This window comes from Thiohalobacter sp. (assembly GCF_027000115.1).
Classification (GTDB): Bacteria; Pseudomonadota; Gammaproteobacteria; order Thiohalobacterales; family Thiohalobacteraceae; genus JALTON01.
Window position 1 is genome coordinate 126,671 of sequence record NZ_JALTON010000040.1, and the last position, 15,076, is coordinate 141,746.

General features: G+C 62.7%; 14 protein-coding genes and 2 pseudogenes. 8 read left to right on the forward strand and 8 right to left on the reverse strand.

The window, feature by feature from the left end:
* Window positions 1-76 precede the first annotated feature (76 nt).
* From MVF76_RS07640 to MVF76_RS13050, 3 genes and pseudogenes are all read right to left on the reverse strand, one after another.
* Entirely contained in the window at window positions 77-1,798 is a 1,722-nt protein-coding gene (locus MVF76_RS07640) for a nitrite reductase (protein WP_317622948.1), read from the reverse strand.
* A 64-nt stretch (window positions 1,799-1,862) separates the two neighbouring features.
* Window positions 1,863-2,843: pseudogene (locus MVF76_RS13045) on the reverse strand (4Fe-4S binding protein); the annotation flags it as partial.
* An 87-nt stretch (window positions 2,844-2,930) separates the two neighbouring features.
* Window positions 2,931-3,422: pseudogene (locus MVF76_RS13050) on the reverse strand (FMN-binding protein); the annotation flags it as partial.
* Between the two features lie 118 nt (window positions 3,423-3,540).
* Between MVF76_RS13050 and MVF76_RS07650 the strand changes: the two are divergent.
* Together MVF76_RS07650 and polX are read left to right on the forward strand one after the other, a co-directional pair.
* Window positions 3,541-4,323: a dienelactone hydrolase family protein gene (locus MVF76_RS07650; protein ID WP_297528214.1), complete on the forward strand. Its 783-nt coding sequence runs from the start codon at window positions 3,541-3,543 to the stop codon at window positions 4,321-4,323.
* Between the two features lie 7 nt (window positions 4,324-4,330).
* On the forward strand, window positions 4,331-6,061 hold the full coding sequence (polX, locus tag MVF76_RS07655; RefSeq protein ID WP_297528215.1) for a DNA polymerase/3'-5' exonuclease PolX: 1,731 nt from the start codon (window positions 4,331-4,333) through the stop codon (window positions 6,059-6,061).
* 25 nt (window positions 6,062-6,086) lie between these two features.
* Here the strand turns inward: polX and MVF76_RS07660 are convergent, their stop codons facing one another.
* A complete protein-coding gene (locus tag MVF76_RS07660; RefSeq protein ID WP_297528216.1) occupies window positions 6,087-6,374 on the reverse strand; it encodes a hypothetical protein in 288 nt (95 codons plus the stop codon).
* Window positions 6,375-6,753: 379 nt separating this feature from the next.
* On the opposite strand from MVF76_RS07660, the gene MVF76_RS07665 reads away from it, so the two are divergent.
* A complete protein-coding gene (locus MVF76_RS07665; RefSeq protein WP_297528217.1) occupies window positions 6,754-7,542 on the forward strand; it encodes a zinc-dependent peptidase in 789 nt (262 codons plus the stop codon).
* On the opposite strand, the gene MVF76_RS07670 is transcribed toward MVF76_RS07665, so the two are convergent.
* From MVF76_RS07670 to MVF76_RS07685, 4 genes are all read right to left on the reverse strand, one after another.
* Window positions 7,543-7,932 carry a glutaredoxin family protein gene (locus tag MVF76_RS07670; protein ID WP_297528218.1) on the reverse strand — a complete coding sequence of 130 codons (390 nt, stop codon included), beginning with the start codon at window positions 7,930-7,932 and terminating at the stop codon, window positions 7,543-7,545. It lies immediately after the preceding gene.
* A 264-nt stretch (window positions 7,933-8,196) separates the two neighbouring features.
* Window positions 8,197-8,607 carry a hypothetical protein gene (locus MVF76_RS07675; protein WP_297528219.1) on the reverse strand — a complete coding sequence of 137 codons (411 nt, stop codon included), beginning with the start codon at window positions 8,605-8,607 and terminating at the stop codon, window positions 8,197-8,199.
* A 26-nt stretch (window positions 8,608-8,633) separates the two neighbouring features.
* Window positions 8,634-9,707, reverse strand: coding sequence for a metallophosphoesterase family protein (locus MVF76_RS07680; protein ID WP_297528220.1), 1,074 nt, complete (start codon window positions 9,705-9,707; stop codon window positions 8,634-8,636).
* 15 nt (window positions 9,708-9,722) lie between these two features.
* Window positions 9,723-10,832 carry a cytochrome-c peroxidase gene (locus MVF76_RS07685; RefSeq protein ID WP_297528221.1) on the reverse strand — a complete coding sequence of 370 codons (1,110 nt, stop codon included), beginning with the start codon at window positions 10,830-10,832 and terminating at the stop codon, window positions 9,723-9,725.
* Window positions 10,833-10,982: 150 nt separating this feature from the next.
* Here MVF76_RS07685 and MVF76_RS07690 point away from each other — a divergent pair, with 150 nt between their 5' ends.
* From MVF76_RS07690 to MVF76_RS07710, 5 genes are all read left to right on the forward strand, one after another.
* Entirely contained in the window at window positions 10,983-12,218 is a 1,236-nt protein-coding gene (locus MVF76_RS07690; protein ID WP_297528222.1) for an amidohydrolase family protein, read from the forward strand.
* Window positions 12,219-12,556: 338 nt separating this feature from the next.
* Window positions 12,557-13,240 carry an SAM-dependent methyltransferase gene (locus MVF76_RS07695; RefSeq protein ID WP_297528223.1) on the forward strand — a complete coding sequence of 228 codons (684 nt, stop codon included), beginning with the start codon at window positions 12,557-12,559 and terminating at the stop codon, window positions 13,238-13,240.
* 103 nt (window positions 13,241-13,343) lie between these two features.
* On the forward strand, window positions 13,344-13,745 hold the full coding sequence (locus MVF76_RS07700) for a hypothetical protein (protein ID WP_297528224.1): 402 nt from the start codon (window positions 13,344-13,346) through the stop codon (window positions 13,743-13,745).
* A gap of 77 nt (window positions 13,746-13,822) precedes the next feature.
* On the forward strand, window positions 13,823-14,206 hold the full coding sequence (locus MVF76_RS07705; RefSeq protein WP_297528225.1) for a hypothetical protein: 384 nt from the start codon (window positions 13,823-13,825) through the stop codon (window positions 14,204-14,206).
* A 102-nt stretch (window positions 14,207-14,308) separates the two neighbouring features.
* Complete coding sequence (locus MVF76_RS07710; protein ID WP_297528226.1) at window positions 14,309-14,893, forward strand: hypothetical protein; 585 nt, start codon at window positions 14,309-14,311, stop codon at window positions 14,891-14,893.
* Window positions 14,894-15,076 lie beyond the last annotated feature (183 nt).

The following is a 15,076-nucleotide window of genomic DNA, read 5'->3' on the forward strand; positions in this document are numbered from 1 at the left end:
TCATCTGTCATCGCCTTGACCTCTGCTCCGTGAGGGGCGGCGGCGAACCGCCGCCCCCTGGCCCAGCGGGCCTGTTTCAGTAGATGTCGTGCATGGTGTTGTAGACGTTGAACTTGCCGGTCGGGGTCACCAGGCGCTTGTCCTTGATGACCTTCTTGAGCTTCAGGGTCTTGTCGTCGAGCACCACGATGGCGGATTCCTCGGTCTTGCCGTTCCAGACGGAGAACCAGACCTCGTCACCGGCCTCGTTGTACTCGGGTTGCACCACGCGCTTGGGTCCCTCGCCAAGCCCGGCCCATTCGGCAATCGGCAGGACCTTGAAGCCGGCATCCAGGTTCCTGATGTCGAATACGGCGACCGACTGGCTGATCTTGGGATCGGGATTCAGCGCCGTGTCGACATACAGATGCCGGGATTTCGGATGGGTCTTGATGAACAGCGAGCCGCCGCCCTGACCCTTCAGCGTGCGCACCACCTTCCAGGCATGCTGCTTGTGGCCCTTCGGGTCGGTGCCGATGACCGCGATGGTCTCGTCACCCAGATGGCTGGTGGCCCACACCGGCCCGTACTTGGGATCGTTGAAGTTGGCGCCACGTCCGGGGTGCGGGATCTTGCCCACCTCGATGAGTTTCACCAGCTTGTCGGTCTTGGAGTCGATCACCGCAATCTTGTTGGACTTGTTCGCTGCCGTCAGGAAGTAGCGGTGGGTGACATCCCAGCCGCCGTCATGCAGGAAGCGCGCGGCGTCGATGCTGGTGATCTTGAGGTTGTCGAGATCCTCGTAGTTCACCATCAGCACCTTGCCCGTCTCCTTGACGTTGACGATGAACTCCGGATGCTCGTGCGACGCCACGATGGCCGCGACGCGCGGCTCCGGATGATATTCCTGGGTGTCCACCGTCATGCCGCGGGTGGCGACGATCTTCAGCGGCTCCAGGGTGTCGCCGTCCATGATCACGAACTGCGGCGGCCAATAGGTGCCGGCAATGGCGTACTTGTCCTCCCAGCCCTTGAACTTGGAGGTCTCGACCGAACGCGCCTCCATGCCGACCTTGATCTCGGCGACCTTGGTCGGGGCCTTCGCCCAGAGGTCGATCATGTCCACCTTGGCGTCACGGCCGATGACGAACAGGTAGCGGCCTGAGGCGGACAGTCGGGAGATGTGTACCGCATAGCCGGTGTCTATGGTGGTCACGATCTTCTTGCTGTCGCCGTCGATCAGTGCCACCTGTCCGGCATCACGCAGGGTGACCGAGAACAGGTTCTTCAGGTTCAGGTTGTTCATCTGCTTCTTCGGGCGTTTCTCCGGCGGCACCAGTACCTTCCAGGTGGCCTTCATGTCCGCGAGGCTGTATTCCGGCGGTTGCGGTGGCTCGTGCTGGAGAAAACGGGCCATCAGGTCGACTTCGGCCTCGGTCAGATCACCCGAGGTGCCCCAGTTGGGCATGCCGGCCGGGGAACCGAAGTTAATGAAGGCCTTGAGGTATTCAGTACCGCGCTTGAGCGTGATGTCGGGTGTCAGCGGCTTGCCGGTGGCGCCCTTGCGCAGCACGCCGTGGCAGCCGGCACAGCGCTCGAAGTAGATCTGGGTCGCCCGCTGCTTCTCGGCGGCGGTGATGGGTGGTGGTGTCGGGCCCTTGGCCACTTCTTCTGCTTTCGGCGTCATCGCCGAGGGCGGGCCCATGTAGCGCATCTCGCCGGGCTTGGTGCCCGGGTGTCCGGTGGATTTCTCGGCGGCCATGACGCCGCCGGTGAGGGTCAATGCCGCCAGCGCTGCGGCCAGTGCCGTGCGGCGCATGCTAGGGTGTTTCATCGCCAGTTCTCCTTTCGTTTCCATGCGGCCAGTGGGGGCAGGGTCCGTTTTAGACCTTTCCGCGATCGTTGCCTTGATGTAGGTCAACGGCCCCCGGCTCCCCGTCCCGGGCGGCTTCCTGTTCCGCTGCGCGCCGCAGGTTGCTGTGCCGCTCGCGTCTGCGGCGCCGCTCCACCAGCGGCGGACACTTGTGGTCGTTCCAGTAGGTCACCTGGCAGTCCAGGCAGTAGTGGCATTCGTTGGCGTTGATCTCGCCGGTGGGTGCAATGGCACGTACCTCGCATTCGCGGGCGCAGATCTGGCAGGGATGTCCGCACTCCCGACGCCGCCGCAGCCAGTCGAAGATGCGAAAGCGGCCGGGATAGGTCAGCGCCGCGCCCAGCGGGCACAGGTAGCGGCAGAAGAACTTGCGGTTGACCAGCGCGATGGCCAGCAGCGCCAGGGCATAGAGGACTTGGGGCCACTCGCGCTGGAAACGCAGGGCGATGGTGGTCTTGAAGGGCTCCACTTCGAGAAAGGGTGCGACACTCGCCATACCCTGCAGGAACAGCCCCAGCAGTCCGAGCAGGATCACATATTTCAGCGCCAGCAGGCGCTCGTGCAGCATCTGTGGCAACTCGAACTGGCGTACGCCCAGCCGCCGTGCCAGCTTGTTGAGCAGTTCCTGCAGCGCCCCGAAGGGGCACAGCCAGCCGCAGTAGACACCCCGGCCCCAGAGCAACAGGCTGACGGCGACATAGCCCCAGAGCAGGAATACCAGCGGATCGAGCAGAAAGGTCTCCCAGCTGAAATCGTGGACCAGGGCATCGAGAAAGGTGAAGACGTTGACGATGGAAAGCTGCGCCAGCCCGTACCAGCCGATGAAGACGACGGTGAACAGCAGGAAGCCGTTGCGCAGCCAGGCCAGCTGGCGAGGCATGCGCACCATCAGGTCCTGCAGCATGAGTATGACGGTGAGCAAAACCAGCGCCACACCCAACACTACGATTTCGGGGTAGCGCTGGAGCCACAGATGCTGCCACAGGGGGCGACCCAGCGCCGTGCCGTCCTTGGAACCCGCATCAGTCTCGCTCATGGGCAGGCCGCGCGCATGCGCGACTTCCTGCAGGGAGCGGGTGATGGAGGCATTGAGCACCATCATGGTGATGGTCGCGCCACTGATGGCATCCAGCGTGGCATAGCCCTCGCGGGGCGCACCACCGATCTTGATGCGCTGGCGGACATTGATGCCCGGATACTGGGCGATGAAGCGCTCCAGGTCGGCATCCGTCACCCCGGCCAGCAGGATGGGCTCCTGATGGGCGATGATGCGCACGCCGCGAATGGTGCCCTCGGTGTCGATCGCCACCAGGGTGCGGATCGGCTTGCCCGAATAGGCCGGGATGGGCACCACCTCGTCGGTATAAAAGACGAAGCCCAGCACGCCGCGCGGGCCCAGTACGGTAGCCACCGGAGGATGGCCGTCGAATGCGGTGATGTCGCGGGCCCCGGGGAAGTAGTCCCGCACCAGGATTTCCAGCGGCGGCGCCTCGATGTGCGCCGCTGTCGCAAGGGTCGAGACCAGCCAGAGCAGCAGGGCCGGGAAACCTAAGAGTCGTCGATGGGTCATTCGTCATGTCACCCCTTGCCTGTTGCTTATACGCGGTGGGTCAGGCCCGCTCCTTGACAGGGATCAAGCCCCTGTCGGACAGTGGAAGCCCCCTATCGCACGGAAGGAGCCGATCGCCATGCGCTGGACAGCACTCGTTCTCTGCCTGTTTGCAACTGCGGCGCTGGCCACGGTGCAGGGCGCGCGCGTCGACTACACCCTGGGCGGCCAGCATTTCACCGGCTGGCTGGCCTGGGACGATGCCATCGAGGGCAGGCGCCCGGGGGTACTGGTGGTGCACGAGTGGTGGGGGCACAACGCCTATGCCCGGCGCCGCGCCGAGATGCTGGCGCAGGCCGGCTACACCGCCTTTGCACTCGACATGTATGGCGACGGCCGCACCGCCGATCACCCCGACGATGCGAAGCGCTTCATGCAGGCGGTGCTGGCCGACATGCCGGCGGCGGAACGCCGTTTCCGCGCTGCCCGTGCCCTGCTCGCGCAGCACCCCACCGTCGATCCCGAACGCATCGCTGCCATCGGCTACTGCTTCGGCGGCGGCATCGTGCTGCACATGGCGCGCGTCGGCGAGGACCTCGATGGCGTGGTCAGCTTCCACGGCTCACTGGGCACGGACCTTCCGGCCCGGCCCGGGGCGGTGAAGGCCCGGTTGCTGGTGTTTACCGGCGGCGCCGATCCCTTCGCACCGCCCGAGCTGGTGCGGGCCTTCGAGGAGGAGATGCGTGCCGCCGGTGCCCGTCTCGAGCTGCACGTCTATCCGGACGTGAAGCACAGCTTCACCAATCCCGAGGCCGATGCCTTCGCCGCGCGCTTCGGTATGCCGCTGGCCTACGATCGTGCCGCCGACCGGGATTCCTGGCAGCGCACGCTGGGGTTCCTGGAGGAAATCTTCGCCCGCTGAGCCCCCGATGCCGGTTCACAACGAGGACATCGCCGCCGCCTTCGACGAGATCGCCGAGCTGCTCGAGCTGCAGCAGGCCAACCCCTTCCGGGTACGGGCCTATCGCACCGCCGCGAGGAACATCCGCAGTCTCGGCGAGGAACTCACGGATCTGGTCGCGTCCGGGGTCGACCTGACCGAACTGCCTGGCATCGGCGAGGACCTGGCAAAGAAGATCCGGGAGTTCGTGACCCGGGGCCGGCTGGCCTATCTCGACTCGCTGCGCCGGCAGTTGCCGCCGGGCGTGGTCGATCTGCTGCAGGTGCCGGGCCTGGGGCCGAAGCGGGTGCGGGCGTTGTACGAACAGCTCGGCGTACACAGCCTCGCCGGGCTGGCGAAGGCCGCCCGCGATGGCCGCCTGCAGTCGCTGCCGGGTTTTGGCCCGAAGCTGACGGCGCAGATCCTCCACCGCATCGAGACCCGTCGCACCGAAAAGAAGAAGCGCTTCCTGCGTGCTGTCGCCCGCCAGTATGCCGAGCCGCTGCGCGAGCGCCTGGCTGCCATCGAGGGCGTCGAGGCCGCGGTCATCGCCGGCAGCTACCGGCGTGGCCGGGAGACGGTGGGTGACATCGATCTGCTGGTGACCAGCGGCCGGCCGGCGCCGGTCATGCAGGCGCTGGTCGAGTACGACGAGGTCGCCGAGGTACTGTCGCGCGGCAGCACCCGGGCCTCGGTGGTACTGCGCAGCGGCCTGCAGGTGGATTTGCGGGTGGTGGCTGCGGAAAGCTTCGGCGCTGCCCTGCACTACTTCACCGGCAGCAAGGCCCACAACATCGCCATCCGCAAGCTGGGCCGGGCACAGGGACTCAAGATCAACGAATACGGCGTGTTTCGTGGCCAGCGCCGCATCGCCGGACGTACCGAGGCCGAGGTCTATGCCGCGGTCGGCCTGCCGCTTATCCCGCCACCGCTGCGCGAGATGCGCGGCGAGATCGAGGCGGCACGCGCAGGCCGGCTGCCGCGGCTGGTCGAGTGCGCGGACCTGCAGGGCGACCTGCATGCCCACACCCGCGAGACCGACGGCCAGCTCGACCTGGAGGCGCTGGCCCGGGCCGCGCGGGCGCGGGGGCTGAAGTATCTTGCCATCACTGACCACAGCCAGCGCCTGAAGATGGTACATGGCCTGGATGCCGGGCGTCTGGCCCGGCAGATGGCTGCCATCGACGCGCTCAACGACCGGCTGCGCGGCATCCGCCTGCTCAAGGGCATCGAGGTGGACATCCTCGAGGACGGCTCGCTGGACCTGCCCGACCGGGTGCTGTGCCAGCTCGATCTGGTGGTGGCCTCGGTCCACAGCCGCTTCGGCCTGAGCCGGCGCCGCCAGACCGAGCGCCTGCTGCGGGCGCTGGACCAGCGCTGCCTGTCCATCCTCGGCCACCCCACCTGCCGGCTGATCTTCCAGCGCGACCCCATCGATATCGACTTCGATCGCGTGCTCGAGGCCGCCCGCCAGCGCGGCTGTGCGCTGGAACTCAATGCCCAGCCCCAGCGGCTCGACCTCGACGACGTGCACGCCCGTGCCGCCGCCGAGGCCGGCATTCCCATCGCCATCAGCTCGGATGCCCACAGCGAGGCCGATCTCGACGGCCTGGAGCACGGCGTATTGCAGGCCCAGCGCGCCTGGCTGCAGCCGCAACAGGTGCTCAACACCCGCCCGCTGCGGGAACTGCGCCGGTTTCTGAAATCGACCCTGGCGTGATGCGCGGCTTGCGTCAGGGTGTCGTTCAGGGGATCTCTTCTATGTAGGTACGTGCAATGGGCGTTTGCACATAGGCCTTCCTGCCGTCGATGACGGCCCAGAAATAGTAGTAGCCCTTCTGTGGCTCGCTGGTCACCTTGCCGTCCTTCACGATCCAGCTCTTCACATGCTCGCCATCGGCGTAGGTGACGCGATAGTCGCCTTCGAGGAAGGTCACGCCCAGCCGCGAGATGCGGTTCTGCTGTTCCTGGGTACAGCCGGCGGTCAGGGCGATTGCCGCCAGCAGTGCCAGCATCATGGATGTCCGTCGCATGGTGTTTCTCCTGGTTGAATCCGGAATGGCCGCAGTATAGCCCGCATATTTCACCAGGGCGGAAGCGGGCGGCAGGCAACTGGTTGACCTGGGGGCAATGAACCAGATTTCTTGCCCATGGCCCGGAGTACGATTCGTGCCGCCCGCATCCTGCTGCGGCCCTGGCGGATTTTCGCTCGGCCTCGGGGGTGCTTCACTCAAGCCGTAGCGACGGCTACGGCTTGAGCGCCAGCCCTCCCCGAGCCCGGCTGCAAATCCGCCATCATCCGCAGCCCCTGGTGAAATATGCGGGATAGCGGAAGCCGGCATGAACCCGGCCGGGCCTTGGTGCAACATGCGGGCCTGTGGTTTGATGGGCGCTTTCAGCGGAAGGGTTCAGATGTTCGCCTGGTATCGAGACTGGCGCCGCCGGCGCCTGCTGGCCACTGCCGATCTGGATGGGCCGGACTGGCAGCGCGCCGAGGCCGCCCTGCCCCTGCTGGCGCCGCTGTCGGATGACGAGCGCGCGCGCCTGCGTGCGCTGGCCGCGCTGTTCCTGGCCGAGAAGCAGCTCACCGGCGCCGGCGGCTTCGTGGTCGATCGTCATGCCGCGCAGGTGATTGCATTGCAGGCGGCGCTGCCGATTCTAGAACTGGGGCTGGACTGGTACCGGGGCTGGGTCGAGGTGATCGTCTATCCCGAGCGCTTCCTCACCCGGCACGAGTTCGTGGACGAGGCCGGCGTGGTCCACGAACAGGAACGGCCACTGGAGGGCGAGTCCTGGCTGCGCGGACCGGTGATCCTGTCCTGGCCGGAGGTGGCCGAGGGCGGGGCGCTGGACGGCGACAACCTGGTGATCCACGAGTTCGCGCACAAGCTGGACATGCTCAATGGTGCGGCCAACGGTTTTCCGCCCCTGCATCCCGGCATGGACCGCCGGGCCTGGACCGAGGCCCTGTCCGCCGCCTTCGAGGACTTCCGGGCGCGCGTGGACAGTGGCCGGCCATTGCCCTTCGACGGCTATGCCGCGGAGGATCCGGCAGAGTTTTTCGCCGTCGTCAGCGAGGTGTTCTTCGAGTGGCCGGCACGGATCTGGGACCACTATCCCGCGGTGTACGAACAGCTCAAGGCCTTCTATCGCCAGGACCCCGTGGCCCGGCTGCACGCCTGGCGTGCCGGGCCGCGCTGATCATTCCCCGGCCAGGCGCGCCAGCCAGGCGTTGATGGCGTCCGATTCGTACAGCCACTCCACGCGGCCGTCCTCGTGCGTGATGCGCAGGCAGGGCACCTGCACCTTGCCCCCGCCGGCTTCGAGTTCGGCGCGGGCGGTTTCGTCGTTGCGTGCATCGCGCTCTGCGACCTTGAGTCCCAGGCGACGGAGGTTGCGGCGCACGCGGATGCAGAAGGGGCAGGTGGGGAAGTGGTAGAGCACCAGATTCGCCGTGCGCGCATCCAGGGCCGCCTGGGCCGCCGCGTCGCGGCGTACCCGCCCGGAGACGGGTGCATGCAGCCAGGCCAGCATCACGGGGGCCAGCAGCAGCCGTACGAAGCGGAAGAAGCCTCGGATCACGATTTTCATGGGCGGTATCCAGCGGCATTGCGGCGGGCGCCCATTCTAGCAGGGGCGTCGGGAGCTGGGTATGGGAGAGATGGCGTGGCCCGGATGAAGCGTCGCGGAATCCGGGAATGGCCTTGCCCCGGATTCCGACCCTGCGGGTCTGCATCCGGGCTACACAAAACCCCCTGGCACGAAGATCGTTCGGTGACAGCAGGACCACCGGGGGCGGGTATGGGAGAAGGAGGGCACGGCCCTGCGGCCGTGCCCGCTCGGAGGTATCGGTACTCAGTGCTTCCCGGGTGTCAGCGCCGCGCCGCGCCGCTCCCAGTGGATGTAGGCCTGCAGGGCGATCATTTCGTCGGAGTCCAGCGCCAGCGGCTCGCTTTCCAGCGGGTTCATGATGCACCAGTTGATCATCTCGCCCAGCACCGCGACCTTGCCCAGCTGCTGCTGGAACTTGGGGTAGGTCTCGGGGTGGGTGTTGGTCGCGTTCGGATGGCACTGGTCGCAGGACACGCTGTTCCTGCTTTTCAGGCCGCCATGAAAGAGCTTGTCACCGCGTTCGACCACGGTCATGAATTCGGCCTGCCAGCGGTCGAGGTCGGCCTGGTCGAATTCGTCGGCCCGGGCGGTGGTGCCCAGGCTGCCGACCAGGGCCAGCGTGGCGATGGCGTTGACGATGCGATGCTTGTCCATGTTCGATGCCTCCTGATGTGCCCTGATCAATAGTGTTCCTGCGGCGGGATGCGCTTCGCCGGATCCTGGTATCGGGTATCCACCGGATGTCCCAGTTTCTCGTCGAAGGCCACCGTGCGGTTGGTGTTGTTGGGCAGGAAGTAGTGCAGGTCGACGTTGCCGGAGTGCACGTCGATCCACTGCCAGCCGGTGGCATCGCGCTCGAAGAAGGGGTCGGCGCGGTTCATGGGCACGGTCAGCTTGGCCAGATGGCTGGGCGCCTGGTTGTAGGTCGCGGGATAGGGCCAGGGCCAGGCCGTCGCCATCACCGAGTGGAAACTGATGTTGTCGATCTGGTTGTACTGGATCTGGTGTACATGACCGTAGATCACCGTGGCCTTGCGGAAGGGCTTGAGGAGCGCCTGCACCTGTTCGGCGTCCTCGGTCCAGAAGTTCCAGCCCTTGTAGATCTTCTGCAGCGGGGAATGCGAGAACACCACCACCGGGGTGTCATGGCTGACCCTGGCCAGATCCTCCGCCAGCCACTTGCGCTGGGCCTCGCCGACCATGAAGGGCGAGCCCTTGGGGTTGTCCAGCCGGGCCATCTCCTTCATGCGCGCCATGCCGTCCGGCCAGTTGCCGTGCATCCACTTGTCGTAGGTGAGGATGCTGTTGAGCACCACGAAGTGCACGCCCTTGTGGTCGAAGCTGTAGTGGTCGGGACCGAGCTGCTTGCGCCAGTACTCGCCCAGGTCCACGTAGTAGTCGTGCTCGCCCATGACGTAGTGGACGTCGCTGCGCAGGCCGCTGAGCAGTTCCAGGCCGTGGTCGATCTCCTCCGGCTTGCCGAGCTGCGCGATGTCGCCGCCATAGACGATGAAATCGGGCTTCGGGTCCAGCAGGTTGGTTTCGGCCACGGCACGGATCAGGCCACGGTCCCAGTTACGAACGAACTCGCGGCCCTTGATATGCGTGATGTGGGAATCGGAAAGAAAGGCAAAGGTGAAGTTGCGCGGATCGTTCTTGCCGAAGGCCAGTTCCACCAGGCTGAGGGGCAGGGTGCCCGCCGCGGCCAGGGCGCCGGCCTTTTTCAGAAAATCACGTCGGTTGATGCGGCTCATGTCTGTAATCCTCCCTTACTTGCGTGCGAACCGGTCCAGGTTCGGGCTGGTGAGCGCCTTCAGGAAGGCGACCAGGTCGGCCTTTTCCTCGTCCGTCAGGTCGAGCGGACGAATGCCGCCGCTGAGGAAGGGCGAAAGGGGGTCGGTCGGCTTCAGCCGCCCGCCGTTGTTGTAGAACTCGACCACGTCCTCCAGCGTTTCCAGGCTGCCGTCGTGCATGTAGGGCGCGGTGAGTTCGATGTTGCGCAGGGTCGGCGTCTTGAAGGCGCCCACTTCGGTCAGGTTCTCGGTGACCGCGAAGCGCCCCAGCTCGGACATGTTGGCCTGGGTCAGCACCGTCTTGTCCACGTCCGCGCCGGCGCGCTTGGCCTTGAGGAAGGCCGCGGCGGTCTGCATTTCCTTGCCCTGGATGCGCTTGAAGCCGACACCGATGTTGTGGAAGCGGTTGTCGGTGAACAGCGCCTGGGTCTGTTCCACGCGATGGCAGGACACGCAGCGCGCCTTGCCAAGAAACAGCCGGAAGCCGCGGATCTGCTGCGGCGTGAGGGCGTCCTTCTCGCCGCCGTAGCGGTAGCGGTCGAAGGGCGAGTCGCCCGTGACCAGGGTGCGCTCGAAGCTGGCGATGGCCTTGGCGACGTGATCCATGTCGATGGCGTCCGGGGTCACGCCGAACACCTCGCGGAAGGCCTTCACGTAGGCGGCGTCCTTGCGGATGGTGGCCAGGATGGGCTCATGGTCCTTCAGCCCGCCCTCGACCGGGTTGATGAAGGGCTGTTTCGACTGGCCCTCCAGGTCCGGCTCCCGGCCGTCCCAGAACAGCGTCTCCATGTAGGCCGCGTTCAGCACCGTGGGCGCATTGCGGGTGCCGGTCTTGCCCATGAAGCCGCGCGACACCGGCAGGTTGTCGGTAAAGGCCTTGCCCGGATCATGGCAGGTGGCGCAGCTCACCTTGCCGTCGGCGCTGAAGCGCGCATCGTGGAACAGGCGCTCGCCGAGGCGGACCTTGGCCTCGGTCTGCGGATTGTCGGCCGGCACGGGCACCGGGGGCAGGCCCAGCGGCGGGGCGGCCAGCGCCGGGGCCGTCATTGCCGAGCCGATGAGCAACGCGAGCAGTCTTCCCTTCATGGTGCGTCCTCCTGATGGCAGGTGGGGTCGGTGCCCCGCTTCTGATTCTGGATTAAGACTCAATCCAGAATGTAGACGGCTTCCCCGATCTGTCAAGGGCGCTTCCTCGGCATCGCTTTCGTTTATCTTGTCCCGAACGAGGGGGCTGACTTGGATCGACGGGAATTTCTTGCGGGGATGGGACTGGGCGGGCTCGGTGGCCTGCTGGCGCGCTACTGGCCGCGCGACGGCCTCTGGAATGCCTGTCCCGACACCCGCCTGCCGGACGCGCTGCGCCGGCACCCGCGCGTGCAGGCCGCCTGGCAGGGGCTCGACCCTGCCCGCTGCCTGGACTGTCATGTCCACCTGATCGGCGTCGGCGACGGCGGCAGCGGCATCTGGATCAACCCCGACATGACCCGCCTTGTCCATCCCTGGCAGTACACCCAGTTCCGCTTCTATCTCAACGCCGCCTGCGCCGATCACGACCAGGACCGCGACGGCCGCTATCTGGAGCGCCTGCTGTGGCTCCTCGACGACTTTCCGCCCGGCTACCGCCTGCTGCTGCTGGCCTTCGACTACCATTACGACGAACAGGGCCGGCGTCGTCCCGAGTTGTCCGCCTTCCACACCCCGAACGCACTCGCCGCCCGCATCGCCGCGGCCCATCCCGATCGCCTTGGCTGGATCGCCTCGGTCCATCCCTACCGTGAGGACGCGCTGGAAGCCCTGGAGGCCGCGGCCGCCGCTGGTGCGCGCGCCGTCAAGTGGCTGCCCTCGGCCATGGGCATGGACCCGGCCAGCCCGCTGTGCGATACCTTCTACGCCGCGCTCGTTCGCCTGAAGCTGCCACTGCTGGTGCACTGCGGCACCGAATACGCCGTGCATGGCGGCCGCGCCCAGCCCCTCGGCAATCCCCTGCGGCTGCGCTGCCCGCTGGCGCAGGGCGTCACCGTCATCGTGGCCCACTGCGCCTCGCTCGGCCGCGGCATCGACCTCGATGTCGGACCCGACGGCCCCGAGCGCAGCAACTTCGCGCTCTTCGCCCAACTGATGGACGAACCGCAATACGAAGGCCTGCTGTTCGGCGACCTGTCCGCCGTCACCCAGGTCAATCGCGATGACCGGGTGCTCGACACCCTGCTCGCACGTACCGACTGGCACCCGCGCCTGGTCAACGGCTCCGACTATCCCCTGCCTGGCATACTGCCCCTGTTCTCGCCCGGCTATCTCGCCGACCGCGGCCTGATTACCGACGAGGAAGACCGCTTGCTGCGCCAGATACGGGACTACAACCCGCTGCTGTTCGACTTCCTGCTCAAGCGCATGCTGCGGCGTGCGGGGCAGGGATTTGCGGCGGGGGTGTTCATGCCGAGGGTTATGGATCGGGCCCCAATGTCTGGATAGCAGTAGCACCGGCTCCGACGGCCGCGGCACCGCTGCCCCGGGAAAGGGTGCGGGGTTTCCGTCTCATGCCCCGATGTCTCTGGCAAAGTCCAATCCGATTTCAAGGGATCTGATAGGCGGCGATGACCACGCCGCCTATCAACCTGGCCCCCATGCCTGCAGGCATCGCCATCGAGGGCGCGAGGGAGCATAACCGTTTGCCGTAATGGGGGTTCTGCGCTAGGTTTCGGACAAAGGGGCTGAAGGCGGCGCTGGACGGGTGGAGTGATAGACGGCCGGTGGCCGTGTTTGTTTTGCGGCATTGGGCCGCCTAATCACTGTTAGATGATGGAAAGGGAATGGCGTTCACATTAGAGAAAGTAGTACCTTGGGGAAGGTCGTATGATGAATATGTATCAATGTTTTCTTTGTCAGAGAACAACCTTGCCAAGAAAATCATAGGGTGTAGTGACGGCCCAGCCAGTTTCAATTATGAACTGACGCGCAAGGGTGGAACAGTTGTATCTGTTGATCCGATATACAGATTTTCAGCGAAAGAGATAGAGGCAAGAATAGAAGAAACATGTTCTACCGTTCTGAATCAGACAAAGGAAAACGAAAAGGAGTTTGTTTGGAAGAATATCAAGAGCCCAGAAGAACTGGGCCAGGTAAGAATGAGTGCTATGAAGCGGTTCCTTTCCGATTACCCGGATGGGAAGGAACAAGGCCGATATATCAATGCAGAGCTCCCCGTTCTGCCGTTCTCGGACAAGGAGTTTGATTTGGCGCTATGCTCACATTTCCTGTTTCTCTATAGTGAGCATTATTCATCGGATTTTCATGTTCAATCTATTGCTGAAATGTGTAGGGTCGCTGGCGAGGCGAGAATATTTCCAGTGCTTGAGCTGGGGGCAAAGAAATCTCGCCATCTCGCAGGTGTTGTGGAGGAGCTGCGATCTAAAGGCTATGAATGCAACATAGAAGGAGTTGATTATGAGTTTCAGAAAGGTGGCAACGAAATGTTGAGGGTAAAAATCATCTAACAATCGCGTCAACCCGGACTGGCAATTCCGCTGCGCTCCATTGCCAGCCGGTTACGCAAATCGTTAGGTGGCTTGATGTTTTACCTACTTAAAGGATACGAAAATGGCCGATGAGCAGGAAATGCTAAAGCGAATTCAGGTCATCAGCTCGATTATATCCGCGATTGCAATTCCATTGCTCATTGCATTTTTTGGCTGGATTGTTCAGTCGAAAATATCAAGTGAGTCGGTAAAGAAAGATTATGTGCAAATGGCTGTAAATATCTTAACAAGTACCGCAGAGTCAGATAGGGGGCTTCGAGAGTGGGCAGTAGCTGTTCTAGACAAAAATGCACCAGTTCCTTTCTCAAGCGAACTTAGGGCTAGGTTAACTGAGGGCGCTATTTTAATTCCATGCCCGAAGCCGCCACCAGAATTGCTTAAAATACCTGAGCCAATTCCACCGTTGGATAGCTATCGAAGGGAGGAAGCGCCACCTAACCAATCAACCCACCCGACGCAGTAAACTGCGCGGCTGGTTTCAAGCGTTATGTTTTCAGAAGGTGAGCCGTGTACAAAGTCCTAGCCTCAACACGTTCTGACATGAATGAAGGCTGGGTATGGCTCAGCAACCATGGCTATGCACCGCGATCAATCATCAAAATCAAGAACAAGTCAAATGGCGCTGTGGTGTATTGCGAGGCCTTGGAGATTGACGATAACTTCACCAAGGAATACAACCAACCACCACGGCTTAACATCGATCCAACCGAGAAAACAATCATAATTAACGGTTGGTATCGGAAGCGCCTTGGTGGAATTGCAACAAAGGAAAGTCACGATCTCGAGGTTTCGGAGGAAAACGGTCTTTGGGGCAGGTTCCGTGCGAGCATAGGCCATCCGCAGGTAGTAGTCCGCCTCGCAACTTGGCTTGGAGTTATAAGCGTGGCGCTGGGTATCCTTGGTGTCGGTTTGGCATTCAAATGAAACATAACAAGCCCATAAACTCGGACAGCCAAAAGCTACGCTCCTTCGTCGCTCCGCTTTCGGCTGCCGGTTATGGGTAACGTTAGGGCTTAAAGGAAATCAATGGTAATTGACTACTTAACTGGCGCATTGGTTCTTATTACAGCATTTTATGCATGGGCAACCTTCCGTATATTACGTGCCAACGAAAAAGTTGTGGAAGTGATGCATGAGCAAGCAGAAGCAGTAACAAGACCGTATGTTACAGTCGCGCCAATCCTTGAGCCGGACAACCCAATTTTCTATCTTCGTATATCAAATACTGGTAAAACCTCAGCAAGCAAACTCAAATTAAGCATAGATAAATCTTTTCATAAATTTGGTGAAAAATCTGGAGAGAAAGACCTAGCCACATTTGCAGCATTTAATAATGTTATTGAGTCATTTCCACCAGGCGCTGAAATCACGTTCTCATTGGCTCAATCATTCAAACTGTTTGCTGAGGATGCTGACAAAGAGATATTGCCACAACACTTCACAATAACAGCCGAATATTCATATGCCGATAAAACTGTTAAAGAAGACAACATTATTGATCTACAAGCATATTATGGGTCAGATATACCTCAAGACCCATATGTAAGAAAGCTCAAGGACATAAGAAACGCAATCGAAAAGGTGGCAACAAATGTATCTAAAAAGCCCTAACAATGCGCTCGTTCGGACGCAAACTACGCTGCGCTCCGTTTGCGCCGCACAGCTTTGTCGTTATGCCCCCATTGACAGATACGTATGATGTAAATATATTGTATGTATGATTAAGTTCGAATGGGATCCAAGGAAGGATAGTGCTAATCAAAGAAAACACGGCGTTTCCTTTGAAGAAGCACA

Bases quoted from the DNA above. Each gene is read 5' to 3' on its own strand.
- MVF76_RS07640 (WP_317622948.1), bottom strand. From the start codon at position 1,798: ATGCGCCGCACGGCACTGGCCGCAGCGCTGGCGGCATTGACCCTCACC.
- MVF76_RS07650 (WP_297528214.1), top strand. From the start codon at position 3,541: ATGCGCTGGACAGCACTCGTTCTCTGCCTGTTTGCAACTGCGGCGCTG.
- polX (WP_297528215.1), top strand. From the start codon at position 4,331: ATGCCGGTTCACAACGAGGACATCGCCGCCGCCTTCGACGAGATCGCC.
- MVF76_RS07660 (WP_297528216.1), bottom strand. From the start codon at position 6,374: ATGCGACGGACATCCATGATGCTGGCACTGCTGGCGGCAATCGCCCTG.
- MVF76_RS07665 (WP_297528217.1), top strand. From the start codon at position 6,754: ATGTTCGCCTGGTATCGAGACTGGCGCCGCCGGCGCCTGCTGGCCACT.
- MVF76_RS07670 (WP_297528218.1), bottom strand. From the start codon at position 7,932: ATGAAAATCGTGATCCGAGGCTTCTTCCGCTTCGTACGGCTGCTGCTG.
- MVF76_RS07675 (WP_297528219.1), bottom strand. From the start codon at position 8,607: ATGGACAAGCATCGCATCGTCAACGCCATCGCCACGCTGGCCCTGGTC.
- MVF76_RS07680 (WP_297528220.1), bottom strand. From the start codon at position 9,707: ATGAGCCGCATCAACCGACGTGATTTTCTGAAAAAGGCCGGCGCCCTG.
- MVF76_RS07685 (WP_297528221.1), bottom strand. From the start codon at position 10,832: ATGAAGGGAAGACTGCTCGCGTTGCTCATCGGCTCGGCAATGACGGCC.
- MVF76_RS07695 (WP_297528223.1), top strand. From the start codon at position 12,557: ATGGCGTTCACATTAGAGAAAGTAGTACCTTGGGGAAGGTCGTATGAT.
- MVF76_RS07700 (WP_297528224.1), top strand. From the start codon at position 13,344: ATGGCCGATGAGCAGGAAATGCTAAAGCGAATTCAGGTCATCAGCTCG.
- MVF76_RS07705 (WP_297528225.1), top strand. From the start codon at position 13,823: ATGAATGAAGGCTGGGTATGGCTCAGCAACCATGGCTATGCACCGCGA.
- MVF76_RS07710 (WP_297528226.1), top strand. From the start codon at position 14,309: ATGGTAATTGACTACTTAACTGGCGCATTGGTTCTTATTACAGCATTT.